Below are 21,376 nucleotides of genomic sequence, written 5' to 3' on the forward strand. Positions count from 1 at the left end.
TCTGAAGCATCACGATTTGTCCGTCTCCAGGTTGATTTGGTGCTTGAGGTGCCTGACGCTGAGGCACTCACCGGAGCGGCGCTGGAACACATCAAGGCCGACGAGTTCATGCCCGACGAGGAGCGCGGCCACGCCGAGTCCGCCGTCCGGCAGGACGAATCGGAGGCCCTCGCCTACCTGATCGACCCCACTGACCTGGTCGCGGGCATCCCCGGAGTGGAGCTCGTACAGGCCTCCTGGAGCAGCGAGCCCGTCGAATACGACCCCGAGTCCATGGAGTGGGACATGGACGGGGAAGATGGGGAAGAAGAAGAGACCGACAACGCCTGACCGTGCGGTGGCCCACATTCGAACGGGATGTGGAACCGGCCCGGGCCGATCATGCGTCGTCGGACGAGGCAGGGGGGTGCACCCCCCTGCCGGGTGGGGATGCCTTCCGGCGAGAGCCGGGGGCTCTCGGGGTTCCGGCAACGATGGAGTGACGTGTGAGGACGGACAGCAAGCGACGGAGGAGGTCCCTGGTGGCCATCTCCGCCGTACTCGGTGGCGTGCTGGTGCTTTCGGCGTGCGACGGCGGCGGAGACGACCCGAAGGGCGCCGGCGAACCGACCGCCAAGTCCCAGGCGGAGGTCGACGCCGCGGCGGCCAAGGACGCCTCTAAGGCGAAGATAGTCATCACCCCCAAGGACGGCGCGACCAACATCGCGCTGAACGAGGGCACCACCGTCGCGGTCACCGACGGCACGCTCACCCAGGTCGAGCTGAAGACCTCCGAGGGCGCTGCCGTGACCGGCAAGATAGCCGCCGACGGAAAGACCTGGAAGCCGGACGCCGCGCTGAAGCGCTCCACGAAGTACGCCCTGTCGGCGACCGCGAAGGACACCGAGGGCAAGGAGGCGCACGAGAACGCCTCCTTCACCACCCTCTCCCCGGAGAACACCTTCGTCGGCTCGTTCGTGCCGGAGGCCGATCAGACCGTCGGCGTGGGCATGCCGGTCTCGATCACGTTCAACAAGCCGATCAAGGACAAGAAGGCCGTCCAGGCGGCCATCAACGTCTCCTCCAGCAGCGGCCAGGAGGTCGTGGGCCACTGGTTCGGCGAGCAGCGTCTGGACTTCCGCCCGGAGGAGTACTGGAAGGCGAACTCCACCGTCACCCTGAAGCTCGCGCTCCAGGGCGTGCAGGGCGCGCCGGGCATCGCGGGCGTCCAGAACAAGACGGTCAACTTCAAGATCGGCCGGAGCCAGGTCTCCACGGTCGACGCGAAGACGAAGAAGATGACCGTCACCCGGGACGGCGCGGTCCTCAAGACCATCCCGATCTCGGCGGGCTCCCCGGCGAACCCGACGTACAACGGCCAGATGGTGATCTCCGAGAAGTTCAAGGAGACCCGGATGAACGGCGCCACCGTCGGCTTCACCGACGGTGACGGCAAGGGCGAGTACGACATCAAGGACGTCCCGCACGCGATGCGGCTGTCGAACTCCGGCACCTTCATCCACGGCAACTACTGGGGCCCCGACTCGGTGTTCGGCTCGGCCAACACCAGCCACGGCTGCGTCGGCCTGAACGACAAGCAGGGCGCGAACGACCCGAGCCAGCCCGCCGCGTGGTTCTTCGACAACTCGCTCATCGGCGACGTGGTCACCGTGGTGAACTCCCCGGACAAGACCATCAAGCCGGAGAACGGCCTCAACGGCTGGAACCTGAGCTGGGCGGACTGGAAGGCCGGCTCGGCCGCCTGACACATCCGTGAGCGGTGACGGCGGGGACCCCCGGGGGGTCCCCGCCGTCCGTCGTTTCCGGGTGGCGGTGCCCGCCGGGGCGCGGCTAGGCCCTGTCGTCAAAGTGGCGCCTGGCCCGCGACGCCCGGCACCGCACCTCGCCGCGTTGTCGGGACGCCCGAGTACGTCCAGTACACGGGCGTCCCTCCGCCTTGCGATGCACGGCGCCGGACGCCGCGGGCCTGACCGGCGCCACTTTGACGACAGGACCTAGGATCCCGCGCATGAAGATCCGTTCCCTCGCCGTGCCCCCGTCCGACGCCGAAGTGGACGCCTGGCGGGCGGTGTTGGCCGCCGCCCGCGCCGCCGACCTGCCGGGGCGGACCGGCCCCGCCCGCGTCGAGGTGGCCGGCCGGCTCCAGGTGGCGCCCGCGCGCGGCCGCGCCGCGCTCTGGGCGGACGGGGACGGCAGGGGCGTGGCGGGGCTGTTGCTGTTCACGGACGGCGCCAACGACCACACCGCGTTCCTGGACGTGCTCGCCGTACGCCCCGACGCGCGCCGCCGCGGTGTGGGCACGGCCCTGTGGGCGCGGGTCCGCGAGGAACTGCTCGCCCAGGGCCGTACCTCCGTCTCGGCCGTCCTCGACGCCGGGGGGCCGGGCGAGGCGTTCGCGCGGTCCCTCGGGTTCGAGGACGTCCTGCCGATGGCCTGGTACGCGCAGGAGCTGCCCGAGCTGCCCGAGCTGCCCGAGCTGCCCGAGGTGCCCGAGGTGCCCGGCGGGCCGGAGACCGGCCCCGGCTACGCGCTGCACTGCTGGCCCGGCCTGAGCCCCGACGGCCACGCGGCGTCGCTGGCCGCCGCCCACGGGGCGATGGAGGACGCGCCGAGCGGGGACATGGACGAGAAGGTCGTGTCCTGGACGGCGGATCGCCTGCACGCCGCGCAGCGCCTCGTCCTCGACCGCGGCGGCCGCTTCCTGACGGTCGCGGCGCTCACGCCGGCCGGGGAGGTCGCCGCGTACACGGAGCTCGTCCTCGCGGACCCGGAGGGGACGCGGGCCGTGCAGTACGACACCGTGGTCGTCCCCGCGCACCGGGGCCGGGGCCTCGGCCGGGCGGTGAAGCTGCGGATGCTGGCGGAGGCCCGGCTGCGCCACCCCGGGCTGCGGTACGTCGACACGACGGTGGCGGACGAGAACACCCCGATGCGGGCGCTCAACGAGGCCCTCGGCTACCGCCGCGAGCGCGGGGCGGCGGTGTTCCAGCTCAGGCTCTGACGGGGCCGGAGCCGGGGGGCTTCGTCGCGCGCCCGGCGGGCTGTTCCGAGGCGCCGGAGGAGGCCGGGGAGCCCGAGGAGGCGGAACCGGCCATCGGCGCCGACCAAGAGGCCAGCAGGCGCAGGGCGTCCGCCGAGGGGGATCCCGGGGGCGCGTGGAAGGCGACCAGGGACTGCGCCGAGCCGTCGGGCAGGGCCAGGGTCTCGAAGGCCAGGTCCAGCTCGCCCACCACCGGGTGCCGCAGCGCCATCACCCCGCGCGTCTTGTTGTCCGCCAGCGTGTGCGCCGCCCACAGCTCGCGGAACCGCTGGCTCTTCACCGACAGCTCCCCGACCAGCGCCGACAGCTGCTCGTCCTCCGCGTGCCGGCCGGCGTAGATCCGCAGATTGCTCACCACCTGGCAGGCCCGGCACTCCCAGTCCCGGTACAGGTCGCCCATCGCCTCGTCCAGGAACACCTGCCGGACGAGGTTGCGCTCCTGCGGCGGCAGCGCGCCGAAGTCCCCGAAGACCGCCGCGCCCAGCCCGTTCCAGGCGATGACGTCCAGCCGCCGCCCCACCAGGTACGCCGGTACGCCCTCCATCGCGTCCATGAGCGCCCGCAGCTCCGGCCGGACCTGTTCCGTACGGGCGTACGGGCGGCGCATCCGGGTGCGCGGGCTCGCCAGGTGGGTCAGGTGCGCCGACTCCGTGCCGTCCAGGCGCAGCGCCCGCGCGATCGAGTCCAGGACCTCCGCCGACACGTTCTGGCCGTGTCCCTGCTCCAGCCGCGTGTAGTACGCGACGGAGACCCCCGCCAGCTGAGCCAGCTCCTCCCGGCGCAGCCCCGGCACCCGGCGGTGGCGCCCGTAGTCCGGCAGGCCCACGTCCTCGGGGCGCAGCCGCGCGCGGCGGGAGCGGAGGAACTCGCCCAGTTCGGCTCGCTGATCACGCTGGTCCATGCCCCGATTATCCCCGGCCGGGACGGGCCCGCGGCGGCTTGTTCCTGACCCCGCCAGTGGTAGGAACGCCGGTCATAGGCAGGACAGGGGGCTGGGAGGCCCGCCCCGGACCGGGCATCGTTCGATGCGGCACCACCCATGGCCACGCCACACCCCGAGGAGCACCCCCATGACCGTCACCCAGGTCGCCGCCTACGCCGCACCGGCCGCGAAGGCCCCGCTGGAGCGCACCACCGTGCCGCGCCGGCCGGTCGGCGCGCACGACGTGCTCATCGACATCAAGTACGCCGGCATCTGCCACTCCGACATCCACCAGGTCCGCGACGGCTGGGGCGAGGGCCTGTACCCGATGGTCCCGGGGCACGAGATCGCCGGTGTGGTCGCCGAAGTCGGCCCGGAGGTCACGCGGTTCGCGGTCGGCGACCGGGTCGGCGTCGGCTGCATCGTCGACACCTGCCGGGAGTGCGAGTACTGCCTGGCCGGGCAGGAGCAGTACTGCGTCGAGGGCATCACCGGCACGTACAACGCCGTCGACCGGCGGGGCGAGCGCACGTACGGCGGCTACTCGTCGCACATCGTCGTCGACGAGAACTACACCGTCCGCATACCCGACGGCCTCGCCCTCGACGTCGCCGCCCCGCTGCTGTGCGCGGGCATCACCCTCTACTCCCCGCTGAAGCACTGGCAGGCGGGCCCGGGCAAGAAGGTCGCGGTGGTCGGCCTGGGCGGCCTCGGCCACATGGGCGTGAAGATCGCGCACGCCCTGGGCGCGGAGGTCACCGTCCTGTCGCAGTCGCTGCGCAAGCGCGAGGACGGCCTGAAGCTGGGCGCCTCGCACTACTACGCCACGAGCGACGAGACCACCTTCGAGAAGCTCGCCGGCAGCTTCGACCTGATCCTGTCGACGGTCTCCGCGCCGCTGGACCTGGGCGCGTACCTGGGCCTGCTGCGGGTGGACGGCGCGCTGGTCAACGTGGGCGCCCCGGAGGAGCCGGTCGCGCTGAACCTGTTCTCCGTGATCGGCGGCCGCAAGACCCTGGCCGGCTCGATGATCGGCGGCATCGCCGAGACCCAGGAGATGCTGGACTTCTGCGCCGAGCACGGCCTCGGCTCGGAGATCGAGCTGATCCGCGCCGACGAGATCAACGAGGCCTACGAGCGCGTCCTGGCGAGCGACGTCCGCTACCGCTTCGTGATCGACACCTCGACGATCTGATCCCCGGCGCCCCGCACCCCGCCCACCGAAGAGCGGGCGGGGCGGGGTCGGGTCACATCACTCGGCAGCCGGCGCCTGGGCCACGCCGATCGGGCAGGAGACGCCCGTGCCGCCGATGCCGCAGTAGCCCGCCGGGTTCTTGTCGAGGTACTGCTGGTGGTAGGCCTCCGCCGGCCAGAAGGGGCGCTCCGCGGCCGGCAGGACCGCCGTGGTGATCTCCCCGTGGCCCGCGCCCGTGAGGACGCGCTGGTAGGCCGCGCGGGAGGCCTCGGCCTCCGCCTGCTGGTCGGGGGAGTGGGTGTAGATCGCCGAGCGGTACTGGGTGCCCACGTCGTTGCCCTGGCGGAAGCCCTGGGTCGGGTTGTGGGACTCCCAGAACAGCTTCAGCAGGGTGGCGTACGGGACCAGCTCCGGGTCGAAGACCACGCGGACGACCTCCGTGTGGCCGGTCATGCCGGAGCAGACCTCCTCGTACGTCGGGTTCTCGGTGAAGCCGCCCTGGTAGCCGGCCAGCGTCGTCCACACCCCGGGGGTCTCCCAGAACTTGCGCTCCGCGCCCCAGAAACAGCCCAGGCCGAAGTCCGCGACCCGCAGCCCCGCGGGGTACGGGCCGGCGAGGGGGTTGCCCAGGACGGTGTGCGTGGCGGGGAGGTCGAACAGGGGGGTCGCGCGGCCCGTCAGGGCCTCCTCGCGGGTGGGGAGCTCGGGCGTGCGGCGGTACGAGAACATGATTCCCTCCTAGTGGTCTCCCGTTAACGGGAGACGGCGGCCCGGGATTCCCCGGACCGCCGCCACCGCCGCCTCGACCGTCCGCTCAGCCCGGCGCGGTGACCCGTACCGCCCAGTCCCGCGCGTACACGTACCGGGACCTCGGGCTGGCCGCGTACGACCACGGCGGCGCCCCGATGTGCCCGTCGACGTGCCGGAACTGCTCGACGGCCGCCGCGTCCCGGTCCTGCCAGAACAGCAGGTACGCCAGCATGTGCCGCATCCGCACGGCCCGCGGGTCGTCCGGGTCGGCCGCCGCCAGGTCGGCGAGGGCCGCGTCCACCGCCTCGCGGATCTCCGGCGCCTTGTAGAACACCTCCGCGGTCAGCTCCGGGTCGTGCGCGTCCTGCTCGAAGTAGGCGAGGAGCGGGAGCAGCGTCAGCAGTTCGCCCGGCTCGCCGCCGGCCGCCGACTCCCGGGCGAAGGACAGCGCCAGCTCGTGGGAGCCGTGCCACTTGCGGCACCAGTACTGCAGGGCGTGCGTGTGCGCCGTCAGCACCTTCGGGCCGCGCGCCGTGATCTGCGCCCACAGCTCCTCGTAGTCCTCGTGGGAGTAGGCCAGGCCGATGCCGACGGACTGCTCGACCATGTACGGGACCGGGTCCGCCGGATCCGCCACCCGCTGGGCCTGCCGGGCGGCCGTCTTCGCCTTCTCCAGCAGGTCGTGGAAGATCCGCAGCCGCTCCTCGGCGATGTCGCCGGCCGCCCCCTCGCCGCGCGCGTTCCACGCGACCATCACGGCCGTGTCGGCGGCGACCAGCGCCATCGCCGGGTGGGAGGGCTTGGCCTCGCGCCAGGCCCGGAGCCAGCCGTCGTCCCCGGCGGCCGCCCCGGCCAGCACGCGCACGCGCAGCCAGCGCTCCTCCCAGTCCCGGCCGGCCGCTTTCAGGTAGGCGGCGCCGACCTCCCAGTCCCCGTCGGCCAGCGCCGCGAGGACCGCGGTCCGCTCCGCCGGTACGGGCGCCGGGTGGGCGGTGTCGAGCTCCGCCTCCGGTACGAAGCCCAGCGCGACCACCTCCGCCGCCCGGCGGGACTTCAGGCCGGCCTCGTCGGCCGCGACGGCTGCTCCGGCTTCCCCGGCCCCGGTGACGGCCCGGGCCGGGCGGACGCCGCGCAGCGCGTACAGGGCGGCGGCGCCGGCGAGCAGCAGCACGCCGAGCAGCAGCACGCCGAGCAGGATCGGGAGGGTCACGGGGCAAGCACCGGCTTCCGCAGGGGTTCGGTCTCGGACTGGTCCGCGAGGGCCGCCGGCGGGACGGGGCCGGGCGGGCGGAATCCCGCGTGCAGGACTGGAGCGCGCTCGGCGCGCAAGGTTGCGCCCATATGAAAGATCCCCCCACGGGCTGGTGCGTTGTTACGCGCACCCTATGAGCTGTGGTTTTGCCCCGTGGGGGCCGGGTCGCCGGAGCCTGTTCGGCGGAGCCTGTTCGTCGTTGGAGCCGGGCCGTCAGAGCCGGGGCGTCACAGCGGCAGTGTCGCCGGGGACCCGCCGTTCGCCTCGTAGCCCGCCACCGCCAGGGCGCGGTAGACCGCGTACATCTCCGCCGGGTCGTCCGAGAAGGACCACGGCAGCGCGCCCACGTAGCCGTCCACGTGGCGCACCTGCTCCATCGCCTCCGCCCAACGCCCCATCGGCACCAGGCACCACAGCAGCATGTGCCGTACGTGCGCCGACATCGGGTCGTCCGGGCGCGCGGTGCCCACCGCGTACAGCGCGCCCTCCACCGCCCGCGTCACGGTCGCGCTGCCCCAGAAGTTCGTCAGCACCACCTCCGGGACGTGCTCGTACACCGCGAACAGCGGCAGGGCCGCCAGCAGCGAGCCCCGCGGCGCCCGGGCGGCCGCCGTCTGCGCGAACGCGTCGGCCTTCTCCCGCGAGCCGTGCCACTTCTCGCACCAGTAGTGCAGGGCCGCCAGGTGCGCGCCCATGTGCTCCGGCGCCCGGTCGATGATCTTCGCCCAGAGGGCGTCGAACTCCGCCTCCGAGTACCCCAGCGCCCGCGCGACCGCCAGCTCCGTGATGTACGGGACCGGGTCCCCCGGCGCCAGCAGCGCGGCCTTGCGGCAGGCCTCGCGGGCCTCCTCCAGGATGATCCGGTGGTCGGCCGAGCCGACCCCGCCCGAGGCCCGCCAGGCCTGCTGCACCAGCAGCTCCGCGTGCACCTGCGCGCCGCCCGGGTCCTTCTCCGCCTCCAGCCGCCACGCCTTCAGCCACGGGGCGCCCGCGCCCGGCTGTTCCACCAGCTCCAGCGCCGCCGCGCCGCCGAAGGCCTGCACGCGCTGCCAGCGCCGCTCGCCCTGCCTCGGGGTCCCGGCCAGCAGCTGCGAGGCCGCCTGCCACTGCCCGGTGCGCCGGACGTTCTCCAGGGCGTCCATCAGGTCCTCGTCGGGCCCGGGGACGCGGATGTCGAGCTGCTCCTGGCGGGCGAAGCCGTAGTTCTCCGGATCCGCCGCGTCGCTGCTGCCGGGCACGGCCAGGCGGATGCCGGCGCGCCTGCGCCTCAGGTACGGCCCCATGATGACCACGAGCATGGCCATCGCGATCAGGATCCAGAGAATCTCCATGGCCCCAAGCGAACCAGACGTACCCGGCCGAAGGCCAATGCCCGACCGACGGGGCATAGCATCAGCCCATGAGCGACGACAGCCACGAGCACCAGAGCTTCGAGACCCGCGCGATCCACGCGGGCAACACCGCGGACCCGCTGACGGGCGCGGTCGTACCGCCCATCTACCAGGTGTCCACCTACAAGCAGGACGGCGTCGGCGGGCTGCGCGGCGGTTACGAGTACAGCCGCAGCGGCAACCCGACCCGGACCGCGCTGGAGGAGAACCTCGCGGCGCTGGAGGGCGGCCGGCGCGGCCTCGCCTTCGCGTCCGGGCTCGCCGCCGAGGACTGCCTGCTGCGTACGCTGCTCTCCCCGGGCGACCACGTGGTCATCCCGAACGACGCGTACGGCGGCACGTTCCGCCTCTTCGCCAAGGTCGTCTCCCGCTGGGGCGTGGAGTGGTCGGTGGCCGACACCTCCGACCCGGCGTCCGTACGGGCCGCCCTCACCCCGAAGACGAAGGTCATCTGGGTCGAGACCCCCTCCAACCCGCTGCTCGGCATCACCGACATCGCCGTCGTCGCCGACATCGCGCGGTCGGCCGGCGCCAAGCTGGTCGTGGACAACACCTTCGCCTCCCCCTACCTCCAGCAGCCCCTCGCGCTCGGCGCGGACGTGGTCGTGCACTCGCTGACCAAGTACATGGGCGGCCACTCCGACGTGGTCGGCGGCGCGCTGATCGCCGCCGACGCGGCGGTCGGCGAGGAACTGGCCTACCACCAGAACGCGATGGGCGCGGTCGCCGGTCCCTTCGACTCCTGGATCGTGCTGCGCGGCATCAAGACGCTGGCCGTGCGCATGGACCGGCACTCGGACAACGCGACGAAGGTCGCCGACATGCTGACCCGCCACCCGAAGGTCACGAAGGTCCTCTACCCGGGCCTGCCCGACCACCCGGGCCACGACATCGCCGCCAAGCAGATGCGTTCCTTCGGCGGCATGATCTCCTTCCAGGTCGCCGGCGGCGAAGAGGCGGCCGTCGAGGTCTGCAACCGCGCCAAGCTGTTCACCCTGGGCGAGTCCCTCGGCGGCGTCGAGTCGCTCATCGAGCACCCGGGCCGCATGACCCACGCCTCGGTGGCCGGTTCGGCGCTGGAGGTCCCGGGCGACCTGGTCCGCATCTCCGTCGGCATCGAGAACGCCGACGACCTCCTCGCGGACCTGACCCAGGCCCTGGGCTAGACCCGCCGGGGCGCGCCCGCCCGCCCGGCCGCGCCCCGCGCCGGGCCGGCCCTGGGCTCGCCGCCTGGGCTCGTCGCCCGGGCCGTGCCTCGGGTTCGCTGCCCGGGCCGGGCTCCGGGTCCGTCGCCCGGGCTCGCCGCCCGGGTTCGCCGTGGGGCCGTGTCCCGGGTCCGCCGCTCGGGGTTCGCCGTCGGGCCGGACCCTGGGCCCGCCGCCCGGGCCGGGCTGCGGGTTCGTCGCCCGGGCTCGCCCCGGGTTCGCCGCCCGGCCGGGCTACCAGCCCTCCAGGGGCGGGGAGATGCCGCTCGGCGGGACGGTCCAGGGGTGGGTCAGCACGGCCCAGACGGTGAAGGCGGCCACCGCCGCCAACAGCACCGTCCAGCCGAACCGGCCGGCCGCGCGGCGGCGCCGCAGCAGCCGGTCCCCGCGCTCGGCGGCGCTCGCCGCCAGCCCGGCCGGGACCACCGGGTGCGGCCCCTCCAGCAGCTCCCTGACCTGGATCTCCTTGCGGTCCGGCATGCTCATGCGGCGCCCGCCGCACCCCGGCCGGAGGCCGGTGCCCCGGAGGCCGACGTCCCGCCGGAGGCAGGCCGCATGGCCGACACCGCCCGGTTGCACAGCACCCGCACCCGCTCGGGCGTCAGCCCCAGCTGCGCCGCGGCGACCTCCTCCGCGACCCCCTCGTACACCCGCAGCACCAGCACCAGCCGCTCCGGCGGGCTCAGCCGGGCGAGGATCCCCGTACCGGCGGGACACCTGCGCGCGGTGCGGGCGTACCGGGCGCACAGCTCCCGGCGGGTGTCGTCGTACGGGTCGTCGCCGCGCACCCGCCCCCAGTGCGCGTACGTCCGCGCCAGCGCCCCCGCGAGGAGCCGGCGCGCGACGGGGCACTCGGCGCCCGACGCCGGGTCCGCCTCGGCGGTCAGCAGGACCGCGACGTGCAGCAGCCGCCCCGCCGCGCCCGCGACGAAGGCCTCGAACTCCGCGTAGGGGCCGGCTCGGTGGTCCACGGCCTCATACTGCGGCCGGTGGGACCACCCGGGTCAAGAGGCGGGACGCACCCGCCTCGACCGGTTCTCAGGAGGCGGGTCCGGCGTCGGCGACCGCGGCCATCAGCTCGGACAGCGAGACGTTGAAACGGGTGAGGAGCCCGGTGAAGGACTCGCGCTCGCCCTCGCTCCAGCCGTCGGTCACACGGGCCATCAGCTCGCGCCGCGAGGACCGCACTTCCTCCAGCCGGGCCAGCCCGCGCGGCGACAGGGCGAGCACCACGGCCCGGCCGTCCTCGGGGTGCGAGGTGCGCTTGACCAGCCCGCTGTCGACCAGCGGCGCGACCTGGCGGGTGACGGTGGACGAGTCGATGCCCATGCCGCACGCGAGCGCCTTGACGCCCATCGGGCCTTCCAGGTCGAGCCGGTTGAGCAGCAGGTACGCGGCGCGGTCCATCGAGTTGCGGGCCTGGCCGACCCCGCCCAGGCGGGTCTGTTCGGCCCGGCGGGCGAAGACCGCCACCTGGTGCTGGAGCGCGTCGAGGAGACCGGCTCCGGCGGGTGCCTCGGTCTGCGCGGGCAGATCGGAATTGGCCGGGTTGGAGGGCATGGCCGTGGGCTCTCTTCGCGTGGTCGGACAAGGATGGGGGACAGAGTACGCGGCCGTACGGCGGCCCGTACGGCTCGTACGAGAACTCGTGCGGGCACTTCAGAACCGACCGGAGAGGCTGTTCCGGCTGGCGGGATTTCGCCCCTGCCGGACCTGTCGGACACGTCCCGCCGGGTTCCGCGCGGGCTGCGAGACTGGCGGCATGAACTACCGCGTGCCCACGCCCGTCCCCCAGGTCATCCTCGACGACGTCCGGGGGGCCCAGAAGATGCTGTCGGGCGTCTCCCGGGTCACCGCGATGGAGGGCAGCCGGCACCTCTCGGCCCTGACCGGTTCCCCGGTGCACCTCAAGTGCGAGAACCTCCAGCGGACGGGTTCCTTCAAGCTGCGCGGCGCGTACGTGCGCATCGCGGGCCTGCGCCCCGAGCAGCGCGCCGCCGGCGTGGTCGCGGCCAGCGCCGGCAACCACGCGCAGGGCGTCGCGCTGGCGTCCTCCCTGCTCGGTGTCCGCTCGACGGTGTTCATGCCCGTCGGGGCGCCGCTGCCCAAGGTGGCGGCCACGCAGGAGTACGGCGCCGAGGTGGTCATGCACGGGCAGGTCGTGGACGAGACGCTCGCGGCCGCCCAGGACTACGCCGACCGCACCGGGGCGGTGTTCATCCACCCCTTCGACCACCGCGACATCATCGCGGGGCAGGGCACGGTCGGCCTGGAGATCCTGGAGCAGTGCCCCGAGGTGCGGACGATCCTGGTCGGCATCGGCGGCGGCGGGCTCGCCGCGGGCGTGGCGGTCGCGGTGAAGGCGCTGCGGCCGGACGTGAAGGTCATCGGCGTCCAGGCGGCGGGCGCGGCCGCCTACCCGCCCTCGCTGAAGGCCGGGCACCCGGTGTCGATCGACAACCCGGTGACGATGGCCGACGGCATCAAGGTCGGCCGCCCCGGAGACGTCCCCTTCCACATCATCGGCGAGCTCATCGACGACGTCCGCACGGTCTCCGAGGACGCCCTCTCCAGTGCGCTGCTGCTCTGCCTGGAGCGGGCCAAGCTGGTCGTCGAACCGGCGGGGTGCAGCCCGGTGGCGGCCCTGCTCAGCGAACCCGGGCTGTACGGGAACGGCCCGGTGGTCGCGGTGCTGTCCGGCGGGAACGTCGATCCGCTGCTGCTCCAGCGGGTCCTGCGGCACGGCATGGTGGCGGCGGGCCGCTACCTGTCGCTGCGGCTGCGCGTGGCCGACCGGCCGGGGGCCCTGGCCGGACTGCTGGGGGTGTTGTCAGTGGTGGATGCGAACGTGTTGGACGTGAGTCACGTACGGACCGACCCGCGGCTCGGGCTCACCGAGGTGGAGGTGGAACTGCACCTGGAGACCAAGGGCCCGGAGCACTGCGCCGAGGTGGCGCGGTCGCTGCACGGCGCGGGATACACGGTGGTCGGCTGAGGCCGGTCCGGACCACGACCGCGAAGGCGGTGACAGTCGCGGACGCTCACGCGGGATCTGTGACGCCGGAGTTCCAAGGCGTTGCGGCCGTTCCCGTGGTGTGACGCGACATGACGCGATACGGTTTTCCGGCCCGTGGATCCTCCATTCGGCCGGGCGCGGCCCGCCCGGCAATCCTAGGATCCGCCTAGGACCGCGGGTGATTCCGCTCGCCCGATCCGCTGGGAGAACCCATATGCCAGGCGCCATTTACGCCGAGGGTCTGGTCAAGACCTTCGGTGATGTCCGGGCTCTGGACGGCGTGGACCTCGATGTCCCCGAAGGCACCGTGCTGGGCCTGCTCGGCCCCAACGGCGCCGGCAAGACCACCGCCGTGCGCGTCCTGACCACCCTGCTCCAGCCCGACAGCGGCAAGGCCGTCGTCGCCGGGATCGACGTCCTCAAGCACCCCAACGAAGTCCGCCGCGCCATCGGCCTCTCCGGCCAGTTCGCCGCCGTGGACGAGTACCTGACCGGCCGGGAGAACCTCCAGATGGTCGGCCAGCTCTACCAGATGAGGAGCAAGGCGGCGAAGGCCCGGGCCGGCGAGCTGCTGGACCGCTTCAACCTCGCCGACGCCGCCGACCGCACCGCGAAGACGTACTCCGGCGGCATGCGCCGCCGCCTCGACCTCGCGGCCGCCCTCGTCGTCCGCCCGCCCGTCATGTTCATGGACGAGCCGACCACCGGCCTCGACCCCCGCAACCGCCAGCAGCTGTGGGAGGTCATCCAGGAACTCGTGGCCGGCGGCACCACCCTGCTGCTCACCACCCAGTACCTGGAGGAGGCCGACCACCTCGCGGACGACATCTGCGTGGTCGACCACGGCAAGGTCATCGCCCGCGGCACCTCCGACCAGCTCAAGGCCCGCACGGGCGGGGAGCGCGTCGAGGTCGTCGTCCACGAGCGGGACCGGATGCCCGAGGCGCGGGCCGTCCTGGCCGGCTTCGGCAAGGGCGAGGCGACGGTCGAGGAGCACACCCGCAAGCTGACCGTGCCGGTCGCGGGCGGCGCCAAACTGCTCGCCGAGGTCATCCGCGAGCTGGACGGCCGGGGCATCGAGATCGACGACATCGGCCTGCGCCGCCCGACCCTCGACGACGTCTTCATCTCGCTCACCGGCCACGCGGCCGCGCTGGCCGGGGAGGAGCCGGGCGAGGGCCCGGCGGGCACCAAGGGCCACGGCCGCAAGGCCCACAAGGCGGCGAAGGAGACGGCCCAGTGACCACCACCACGTCCCCGACCCCGGAGCTCGCCGCACCCCGGCCGCGCGGCGGCGTCGTACAGAGCGTCAACGACTCCCTGGTCATGGCCAAGCGGAACCTGATCCGCATGTCCAGGATCCCCGAGATGATCATTTTCGGGGTCATCCAGCCGGTGATGTTCGTCGTGCTCTTCAGCTACGTCTTCGGCGGCTCGATCAGCGTCGACGGCAGCACCTCGCCGGCCGCCTACCGCGAGTTCCTGATGGCCGGCATCTTCGCCCAGACCGTCACCTTCGCCACCGCCGGCGCGGGCGCCGGCATCGCGGACGACATGCACAAGGGCCTGATCGACCGGTTCCGCTCGCTGCCCATGGCCCGTGGCGCGGTCCTGACCGGCCGCACCCTCGCCGACCTCGTCCAGACCACCCTCACCCTGGTCGTCCTGGCCGTGGTCGCCCTGCTCGTCGGCTGGCGCACCCACACGAGCCCCGTGGAGGTGCTGGGCGGCTTCGCCCTGCTGCTCCTGCTCGGGTACGCCTTCTCCTGGATCGGCGCCCTGATCGGCCTGTCGGTGCGCACCCCGGAGGCGGCCACCTCGGGCGGGCTGATCTGGCTGTTCCCGCTGACGTTCATCTCGAACGCCTTCGTCCCCTCCGAGAACATGCCGCCGTTCCTGCGGCACATCGCGGAGTGGAACCCCTTCAGCGCGACCGTCCAGGCGGCCCGCGGGCTGTTCGGCAACTTCCCGCCCGGGTACGAGGCGCCGGCGGCCTGGCCGATGCAGCACCCGATCATCGCTTCGGTGGTGTGGTCGGTGCTGATCATCGTGGTCTTCCGGACCCTCGCGGTCCGTAAGTACCGCTCGGCGACGGCCTGAGCCCCGGACGCACGGGAGCCCCCGCCCGGACCGTGGTCCGGAGGCGGGGGCTCTCGTACGTACGTCTTCTCGCGCGGGGGTGATCAGCCGGTGAAGGGCTTGACGTCGAGGATCTTGACGGTGGCCTTCTTGCCGTTCGGCAGTTCGTACTCGGCGTCCTCGCCGATCTTCTTGTTCAGCACCCCGCTGCCCAGCGGGGACTGGGGGGAGTACGTCTCGAACTCCGAGGACGCGTACTCGCGGGAGGCCAGCAGGAACTCCATGGTGTCGTCCTCGTCGCCATCGAAGGCGATCTTGACGAGCGTGCCCGGAGCCACCACACCGTCGGAGGCGGGCGCCGTCCCGACCTTGGCGTTCTCCAGGAGCTGCGTCAGCTGCCGGACCCGGAGCTCCTGCTTGCCCTGCTCCTCCTTGGCCGCGTGGTAACCGCCGTTCTCGCGCAGGTCGCCCTCCTCGCGGGCGGCTGCGATCTTGGTGGCGATCTCCGTGCGTGCGGGACCAGAGAGGTAGTCCAGCTCGGCCTTCAGCTGGTCGTACGCCGCCTGGGTCAGCCAGGTGACGCTCTCGCTCGTCTGGGTCACGGGTGCTCCTCGTCGGTACAGGGGACTACAAAGCCGCCAGCGGCGGGCGAAACCACGAGCCTAACAATTCGGGAAGAAAAGGGGGAGGACACCCACTGTATGAAGTGTGTCATTGACCGCGCGTGGCATTCCAGATCTCGCTCGTGCCGAAGTGGCTGTCGTACAGCTCCTGCACCTCCAGAAGGCTTTCCGGAGGCACCTTTCCGTACCGGATGCGCTCCAGGTGACGGAAGTACTCGAACCGCTCCACACCGGGCGTGATGATGACCAGCATGTCGGCGATCTCCCCGGGCGCGGCGGCGAAGGCGTGCTGCTGCCCGGGCGGCACGATCACCACGTCGCCGCGCTCGGCGGTGACGACCCGCTCGCCCGCGAGCAGCTGGGCCGTCCCGTCCAGGATGTAGAACATCTCGGCCGACCGGCCGTGGTGGTGCGGGCGGGCGCCGTTCGCGCCCTTGCCGAGGGTCACGCGCATGCTGGACAGCGCCCCGCCGACCGCGTCGCTGTCGACGAGCAGCCGGTTCGTGGAGTCGGGCGCCGACCGGATGACCTCGGCGTCGGCGGCCCGGACGACCACGGAGTCGTCGAAATCCGGAATGAACAGGGACATGGCGTCTCTCCTCGCGGGGCGGGGCGGGGCGGGGCGGGCAGGGAGATCCAGTCGACCGCAGGGGCGGGGCGATCCGCCCGTCCGGCGGACGTCTGTGTCAGGTCGCCGCGGTGCCGGGGCGGGGCCGCCGGGGCGGGAGAGCGGGGTCAGCCCGCGGAGGTGGTGGCGGTCGACGGCTGGCAGCCGACCAGATCGATCATCGTGGCGCGGCCGGTGGTCTTCAGCGTGACCACCTCGTCGACGCGGCTCTCGCGCTGGCCGAACCTGTAGTCCGCGCGGCCCACCTCGGCGTGCTCCTTGTCCTGCGAGATCAGGGTGCAGACACCGGTGACCGAGGCCTCCTTGCGGACCTCCAGGTGCACCTTCACCTCGGAGTCCGAGACGACCTGGAACTTGATCACCTCGGCGCTGACGGCCTGGCCCGCCACGTAGTCCCAGCCGATCCAGCCGACCACGCCCAGCAGGCCCACGCCCAGCACCGAGCCGACGATCTTGAGCTTCCGGTCGGCGCGCTCGTCCGCCGACCGGCCGTAGCGGCCCTCGGGGAGTCCCTCGCGCACCGAGCTCATGATCGTTCCTTCCATGGAATTTTCCGTCCCCCGATTCGGTCAGTATAGAAACCGCCCACGCTGACGAATCACAGAGGATCCTGTCTTGACCGAGCAGCTTCGACTGATGGCCGTCCACGCCCACCCCGACGACGAGTCGAGCAAGGGCGCGGCCACCATGGCCAAGTACGTGTCCGAGGGGATGCCCGTGCTGGTGGTGACCTGCACCGGCGGCGAGCGCGGCTCGATCCTCAACCCCAAGCTCCAGGGCGACAAGTACATCGAGGAGAACATCCACGAGGTCCGCGCCAAGGAGATGGACGAGGCGCGCGAGATCCTCGGCATCGAGCAGGAGTGGCTCGGATACGTCGACTCCGGCCTCCCCGAGGGCGACCCGCTGCCCCCGCTGCCCGACGGCTGCTTCGCCCTGGCGGACGTGGAGGAGGCCGCGGGCCGGCTGGTGAAGAAGATCCGCGCGTTCAAGCCGCAGGTCATCACCACGTACGACGAGAACGGCGGCTACCCGCACCCCGACCACATCATGACCCACAAGATCTCGATGGTGGCCTTCGACGGCGCCGCCGACACCGAGAAGTACCCGGAGGCCGAGTTCGGCCCGGCGTACCAGCCGCAGAAGCTCTACTACAACCAGGGCTTCAACAAGCCGCGCACCGTCGCCCTGCACGAGGCGCTGCTCGCGCGCGGCCTGGAGTCCCCCTACGGCGAGTGGCTGGAGCGCTGGAAGGAGTTCGAGCGCACCGAGCGGAACCTGACCACGCACGTGCCCTGCGCGGACTTCTTCGAGATCCGTGACAAGGCGCTCATCGCGCACGCCACCCAGATCGACCCGGACGGCGGCTGGTTCCGCGTTCCCCTGGATCTCCAGAGGGAGGTCTGGCCCACGGAGGAGTACGAGCTGGCGAAGTCGCTCGTCGACACTTCCCTCCCCGAGTCCGACCTCTTCGAGGGCATCCGGGAGAATGCGTAGTCATGAGCGCTACGCAGGCAGCACTGAACGAGCTCCTTCCGCTGGCCGGTGACACCTTCGACAAGAACAAGGTGACCCCCGGACTCCTGGGGTTCCTGGTGTTCGCGGCCCTCGCCCTCGGGGTGTGGGGCCTGATGAAGTCGATGAGCCGGCACATGGGGCGGGTCGACTTCCAGGAGGCCCCCGAGCCGGGCACCGCGTCCCCCTCGCCCGACCGGGCCCCGTAGGCCCCACCCCGCGGTGACGCCCGAGCGCCGCCCACCCCCAACGGGCCGGGCGGCGACTCCGACCTGCGCGCCCGTGGGCCCGCGCCGCCTCGGCTCACGCGCCGCAGGCTCAGGCGGCGGGCGGGCTCGGGCGGCCGTGGGCCTCAAGCCGTCGCGGCCGGTACGCCCATGACCTCCCGCGCCCGCAGGTCCGGCACCATGCCCAGCCGCCACGCCTGCCAGCCCTCCGCCGGGTCCACGCCCCGGCCGAGGACCACCGCGTACGTCTCCAGGCAGTCCTCCAGCCGCGGGTCCCGCGCCGGGTGCGGGGCCCCGGACAGCCGGCCCAGCTCCACCTCCGCCTCCTCCGGCGCGCCCGGGAGCGCGTACGGCAGCAGCGTGCAGCGCAGGAACCGCGCCCAGTCCTCCCCGCGCCGGTCCCCGTACGAGATGAACAGCCGCACCGCCTCCTCGCACAGGTCCAGCGCCTGCGGCACCCGGCCGTTGCCCGCGTCGACGACGGCCAGCTCCAGGCAGGTCCACGCCTCGCCGTGCGCCAGCCCGATCCTGCGGAAGTCCGCCCGGGCGTCGACCAGCAGCTGCCGCGCGAACCCGGAGTTCTTCAGGTTCCCCGTCTGCGCCGCCCGCTGGTCCCGGGTCACCCGGCCCGAATGGTGGCGGGCGTGCGCCAGCCCGTACACGTCCCGCATCCGCGAGAACATCGTCCGGGCCCGCTCCAGCTCCCGCACCGCCGGATCCAGCTCGCCGCCCTCCTCCAGCGCCTGCCCGAGGTAGTACAGCGTCCACGCCTCCCCGCGCGCGTCCTCGGCCTCCCGGTGGCGGGCCAGCGCCTCACGGAGCCGCTCCACCGCCAGTCCCGGCTCGCCGTCCAGTACCCGGGCCCGGCCCAGCTGGGTCAGGGCCCAGGCCTCTCCGCGGTCGTCGCGCGTGCGCCCGTACAACTCCAAGGCCCGGCGCAGCTCGGCCTCCGCGCGCTCGACCCCGCCCATCCGCAGGTACACCTGGCCGAGCTGGAAATGCGCCCAGGCCTCCCCGTGCACGCTCTCGCTCTCCCGGTGCAGCTCCAGCGACCGCTCCAGCAGCCCCACCGCCTCCCCGAGCCGCGCCCGGTCCCGCTCCACCGCGCCCAGCGCGTGCAGCCCCCACGCCCGGTCGCCCGCCAGCTCCGGCGGCTCCTGGAGCACCAGCGCCTCGCGGATCCGGGCCGACGCCTCCGTCAGCTGGCCCTGGTGGTGCAGGGTGATGCCGAGGGAGATCAGCGCCATCCCGGCACCCGCGTCCTGGTGGGCCTCCCGGTACTGGTCCACCACCGAGGTCAGCGTGGTGCGCGCCTTGTCCAGCTCGCCCAGCTGGCGCGCCGCGATACCGGTGCGCCACTGCACCGAACGCGCCAGCCGACCCTGGTCCACCGCCCGCGTCAGCTCGTTGATCTCGCCGAGCCGGTACAGGTCCCCGCGCAGCAGGCAGAAGTCACAGAGCGCGCCCAGCAGGTCCAGGACGGCCTGCTGGTCCACGCCCTCGGAGTGCCGCAGGGCCGCCGTGATGAAGCTGGACTCGTCGTCCAGCCAGCGCAGCGCCGCGTCCAGGGAGGCGAAGCCGTGCCCCCCGAACTGGTTGGACCGGGTCGACATCTTCCCGTCGACCATCCGGATCACCGAGTCCGCGAGCTGCGCGTAGTTGCGTATCAGCCGCTCGTGCGCGGCCACCGACGACGCCCGGTCCTCGTCCGCCGCGAGCCGCTCCGCCGCGAACGCGCGCACCGCGTCGTGCATCCGGTACCGCTCCCCGCGTACGTGGTCCAGCAGGCCGGCCTGCGCCAGCTCGCGCAGCAGCCGCCCGGCCTCCGAGCGGTCCGCGTCGATCAGCGCCGCCGCGGCCGACGGGCCGAGGGAGGCCCGGCCGGCCAGGGTGAGCCGGCGCAGCAGCCGGCGCCGCTCCTCGGACAGGTCCGCGTAGGCGAGGGCGAGCGCCCGGCGCACGGGGTCGGCCGCCTCTTCCCCTTCCGCGTCCGCGTCCGCGTCGGCGTCCGCGTCGGCTTCCGCTTCCGCGAGCGCGGCCTTCGGGCCGAGCGGCGCCAGCACCCGCAGGGCCAGCGGCAGCCCGGCGCCCAGCGCGAGGAGCCGGCCGAGGACGCGCTCCTCGTCCTCGTACGGGGCCAGGCCCGCCTCCTGCGCCACCGACAGCACCAGCTCCGCCGCCTCCGCCTCCTCCAGCCGCGCCAACGGCAGCTGGTGCACCCAGGCGGAGAGGCCCGCCGGGAGCTCCAGCGGCTCCCGCGCCGTCACCAGCACCAGGCTGTCGGAGCGCTCCGGCACGAGGATCCGCAGCTGCGCCGCGTCGACCGCGTCCTCCACCACCACCGTCACCGGCTGGTCCTGGAGGTGCTGGTGGTACAGCTCGGCGAGGCGCCGGACCTGCTGCTCCGCCGAGGAGCCCTCGCGGAACAGCAGCTGCTCGCGCGGGGCGCCCAGCCGGTTCAGCAGGTGCAGCAGCGCCTCCCGCGTCGACAGCGGGGCCTCCCCGGGGGAGCCGCCGCGCAGGTCCACCACGCAGGCGCCCTTGAACTGGTCCCGCAGGCCGTGCGCCGCCCGCAGCGCGAGGGCGGTGCGGCCCACGCCGGGTTCGCCGTGCAACACCACCACGACCGGGCGGGTCTCGGTACTCGCCCGGGCGGCCCGCACCCACTGCTCGATCCGGGTCAGCTCCGGCCGCCGCCCGGCGAACGTGCCCGCCGTGCCCGGGAGTTGCCCGAAGGACTGCTCCAGCGTGCTGCGCCGGCGGGCCTCCGCGCTGCGGTCGGAGCGGCGCGGCTGCGGGACGGCCGGGCGGGGCGCCCGCGCGGCGGCGGCCACGGTGCGCTGCTGCTCCAGGAAGGGCCGGATGCCGCGCACCTCCAGCGCCGTCAGCCACTGGAGCTTCAGCTGCTCGGGCCCGCCCGGCCGGCCGAGGGCTCCGGCCCGCCGGTTCGCGGCCGGCAGGTGCAGGGCCGTCACCTTGGCCACCGTCGTGGCCGCCCCCGCGACGCCCACGACGGCCCCGGTGGTCAGCGCCGTGCCCGCCGCGACGCCGAACGCGAGGTCCGCGCCGATCGCGGCGGCCGCCGCGACGGCCGTCACCAGTAAGGCCGTGGAGGCGTTGCCGCGCCGGAACGCCTCGCCGAGGGACTCGTCCCCGGCGGCCGCCTCGTCGAGGGCCCGGACGTAAGCCTCGTACTCGGCGGCGGCGCTCGTCGCCAGCCCGTCGAGCGCCTCCCGGCCCCGCGCCAGCAGCGCCTCCCGGTCGGCGGGCGCCCCCGTCGCCGCCGCCCGCCGCACCTCTTCCCCGACGGCCCGCTCCAACAGCCGCTCGGCCTCACCGCGATGGCTGTCCCGCATCGGCATCCTCCTGAGAGAGCTCCGGCAACGTGCGCCAAGTGTCCGCCGGGAGGTCCGTGAACGCGAGAGAATCTGAGCTAGTTCAGAGGGAGCGCTCCAAAATTGCCAAGTTTCCCCGCTCAAACAGGAGTTGTGCCGTTCCAGGCACTGATCCGGTGGCCGTGTGCGCGCGGCGCT

Annotated in this window: 21 protein-coding genes; 10 read left to right on the top strand and 11 right to left on the bottom strand. The window is 73.3% G+C overall.

What is annotated here, in order from left to right; translation table 11 throughout:
- The first annotated feature begins 48 nt into the window (after positions 1–48).
- The 3 genes from EES41_RS22730 to EES41_RS22740 all read left to right on the top strand — a co-directional run bounded on the left by EES41_RS22730 (position 49) and on the right by EES41_RS22740 (position 3,001).
- The gene (locus tag EES41_RS22730) at positions 49–330 is read left to right on the top strand and encodes a hypothetical protein (protein ID WP_254211543.1); all 282 of its coding nucleotides are present in this window, start codon (positions 49–51) and stop codon (positions 328–330) included.
- Positions 331–485: 155 nt separating this feature from the next.
- A complete protein-coding gene (locus EES41_RS22735; protein WP_123080080.1) occupies positions 486–1,745 on the top strand; it encodes an Ig-like domain-containing protein in 1,260 nt (419 codons plus the stop codon).
- 263 nt (positions 1,746–2,008) lie between these two features.
- Positions 2,009–3,001 carry a GNAT family N-acetyltransferase gene (locus EES41_RS22740; protein ID WP_123080081.1) on the top strand — a complete coding sequence of 331 codons (993 nt, stop codon included), beginning with the start codon at positions 2,009–2,011 and terminating at the stop codon, positions 2,999–3,001.
- Here the strand turns inward: EES41_RS22740 and EES41_RS22745 are convergent.
- Positions 2,991–3,941, bottom strand: coding sequence for a helix-turn-helix domain-containing protein (locus EES41_RS22745; protein ID WP_123080082.1), 951 nt, complete (start codon positions 3,939–3,941; stop codon positions 2,991–2,993). The two genes, EES41_RS22740 and EES41_RS22745, sit on opposite strands and share 11 nt — an antisense overlap.
- Positions 3,942–4,110: 169 nt before the next feature.
- Here EES41_RS22745 and EES41_RS22750 point away from each other — a divergent pair, with 169 nt between their 5' ends.
- A complete protein-coding gene (locus EES41_RS22750) occupies positions 4,111–5,157 on the top strand; it encodes an NAD(P)-dependent alcohol dehydrogenase (RefSeq protein WP_123080083.1) in 1,047 nt (348 codons plus the stop codon).
- A gap of 57 nt (positions 5,158–5,214) precedes the next feature.
- On the opposite strand, the gene msrA is transcribed toward EES41_RS22750, so the two are convergent.
- The 3 genes from msrA to EES41_RS22765 form a co-directional block, all read right to left on the bottom strand.
- Entirely contained in the window at positions 5,215–5,886 is a 672-nt protein-coding gene (gene msrA, locus EES41_RS22755) for a peptide-methionine (S)-S-oxide reductase MsrA (protein ID WP_123080084.1), read from the bottom strand.
- Positions 5,887–5,971: 85 nt separating this feature from the next.
- Positions 5,972–7,117, bottom strand: a complete 1,146-nt coding sequence (locus EES41_RS22760; protein WP_123080085.1) for a hypothetical protein — start codon at positions 7,115–7,117, stop codon at positions 5,972–5,974.
- Positions 7,118–7,386: 269 nt separating this feature from the next.
- Positions 7,387–8,490 (bottom strand): hypothetical protein, encoded by a 1,104-nt coding sequence (locus tag EES41_RS22765; RefSeq protein WP_123080086.1) that lies wholly within the window; start codon positions 8,488–8,490, stop codon positions 7,387–7,389.
- 68 nt (positions 8,491–8,558) lie between these two features.
- On the opposite strand from EES41_RS22765, the gene EES41_RS22770 reads away from it, so the two are divergent.
- Positions 8,559–9,716, top strand: coding sequence for a cystathionine gamma-synthase (locus EES41_RS22770; RefSeq protein ID WP_008737495.1), 1,158 nt, complete (start codon positions 8,559–8,561; stop codon positions 9,714–9,716).
- A gap of 273 nt (positions 9,717–9,989) precedes the next feature.
- On the opposite strand, the gene EES41_RS22775 is transcribed toward EES41_RS22770, so the two are convergent.
- The 3 genes from EES41_RS22775 to EES41_RS22785 all read right to left on the bottom strand — a co-directional run bounded on the left by EES41_RS22775 (position 9,990) and on the right by EES41_RS22785 (position 11,315).
- Positions 9,990–10,241, bottom strand: a complete 252-nt coding sequence (locus tag EES41_RS22775) for a hypothetical protein (protein ID WP_123080087.1) — start codon at positions 10,239–10,241, stop codon at positions 9,990–9,992.
- The gene (locus EES41_RS22780; RefSeq protein ID WP_123080088.1) at positions 10,238–10,726 is read right to left on the bottom strand and encodes a sigma factor-like helix-turn-helix DNA-binding protein; all 489 of its coding nucleotides are present in this window, start codon (positions 10,724–10,726) and stop codon (positions 10,238–10,240) included. Before EES41_RS22780 ends, EES41_RS22775 begins: the two co-directional genes overlap by 4 nt.
- A gap of 67 nt (positions 10,727–10,793) precedes the next feature.
- The gene (locus tag EES41_RS22785; protein WP_123080089.1) at positions 10,794–11,315 is read right to left on the bottom strand and encodes a MarR family winged helix-turn-helix transcriptional regulator; all 522 of its coding nucleotides are present in this window, start codon (positions 11,313–11,315) and stop codon (positions 10,794–10,796) included.
- A 202-nt stretch (positions 11,316–11,517) separates the two neighbouring features.
- Between EES41_RS22785 and ilvA the strand changes: the two genes are divergently transcribed.
- The 3 genes from ilvA (at position 11,518) to EES41_RS22800 (ending at position 14,871) form a co-directional block, all read left to right on the top strand.
- Positions 11,518–12,750, top strand: coding sequence for a threonine ammonia-lyase (gene ilvA / locus EES41_RS22790; RefSeq protein WP_123080090.1), 1,233 nt, complete (start codon positions 11,518–11,520; stop codon positions 12,748–12,750).
- 235 nt (positions 12,751–12,985) lie between these two features.
- On the top strand, positions 12,986–14,014 hold the full coding sequence (locus tag EES41_RS22795) for an ATP-binding cassette domain-containing protein (RefSeq protein WP_123080091.1): 1,029 nt from the start codon (positions 12,986–12,988) through the stop codon (positions 14,012–14,014).
- Entirely contained in the window at positions 14,011–14,871 is an 861-nt protein-coding gene (locus EES41_RS22800; RefSeq protein ID WP_123080092.1) for an ABC transporter permease, read from the top strand. The genes EES41_RS22795 and EES41_RS22800 overlap by 4 nt, the downstream gene beginning before the upstream one ends.
- Before the next feature lie 83 nt (positions 14,872–14,954).
- On the opposite strand, the gene greA is transcribed toward EES41_RS22800, so the two are convergent.
- The 3 genes from greA to EES41_RS22815 all read right to left on the bottom strand — a co-directional run bounded on the left by greA (position 14,955) and on the right by EES41_RS22815 (position 16,631).
- Positions 14,955–15,452, bottom strand: a complete 498-nt coding sequence (greA, locus tag EES41_RS22805) for a transcription elongation factor GreA (protein ID WP_008737482.1) — start codon at positions 15,450–15,452, stop codon at positions 14,955–14,957.
- Between the two features lie 109 nt (positions 15,453–15,561).
- The gene (locus EES41_RS22810; protein ID WP_073795109.1) at positions 15,562–16,062 is read right to left on the bottom strand and encodes a cupin domain-containing protein; all 501 of its coding nucleotides are present in this window, start codon (positions 16,060–16,062) and stop codon (positions 15,562–15,564) included.
- Between the two features lie 146 nt (positions 16,063–16,208).
- Positions 16,209–16,631, bottom strand: a complete 423-nt coding sequence (locus EES41_RS22815) for a DUF4307 domain-containing protein (RefSeq protein WP_123080093.1) — start codon at positions 16,629–16,631, stop codon at positions 16,209–16,211.
- 85 nt (positions 16,632–16,716) lie between these two features.
- Between EES41_RS22815 and mca the strand changes: the two genes are divergently transcribed.
- Both mca and EES41_RS22825 read left to right on the top strand, forming a co-directional pair.
- Complete coding sequence (gene mca / locus EES41_RS22820; protein WP_123080094.1) at positions 16,717–17,598, top strand: mycothiol conjugate amidase Mca; 882 nt, start codon at positions 16,717–16,719, stop codon at positions 17,596–17,598.
- A gap of 2 nt (positions 17,599–17,600) precedes the next feature.
- Positions 17,601–17,825 carry a hypothetical protein gene (locus EES41_RS22825; RefSeq protein WP_008737473.1) on the top strand — a complete coding sequence of 75 codons (225 nt, stop codon included), beginning with the start codon at positions 17,601–17,603 and terminating at the stop codon, positions 17,823–17,825.
- Between the two features lie 143 nt (positions 17,826–17,968).
- On the opposite strand, the gene EES41_RS22830 is transcribed toward EES41_RS22825, so the two are convergent.
- Positions 17,969–21,199, bottom strand: a complete 3,231-nt coding sequence (locus EES41_RS22830; protein WP_123080095.1) for a tetratricopeptide repeat protein — start codon at positions 21,197–21,199, stop codon at positions 17,969–17,971.
- Positions 21,200–21,376: the final 177 nt, after the last annotated feature.

The sequence above is a fragment of the Streptomyces sp. ADI95-16 genome (assembly GCF_003721495.1).
GTDB classification, from domain to species: Bacteria; Actinomycetota; Actinomycetes; order Streptomycetales; family Streptomycetaceae; genus Streptomyces; species Streptomyces goshikiensis.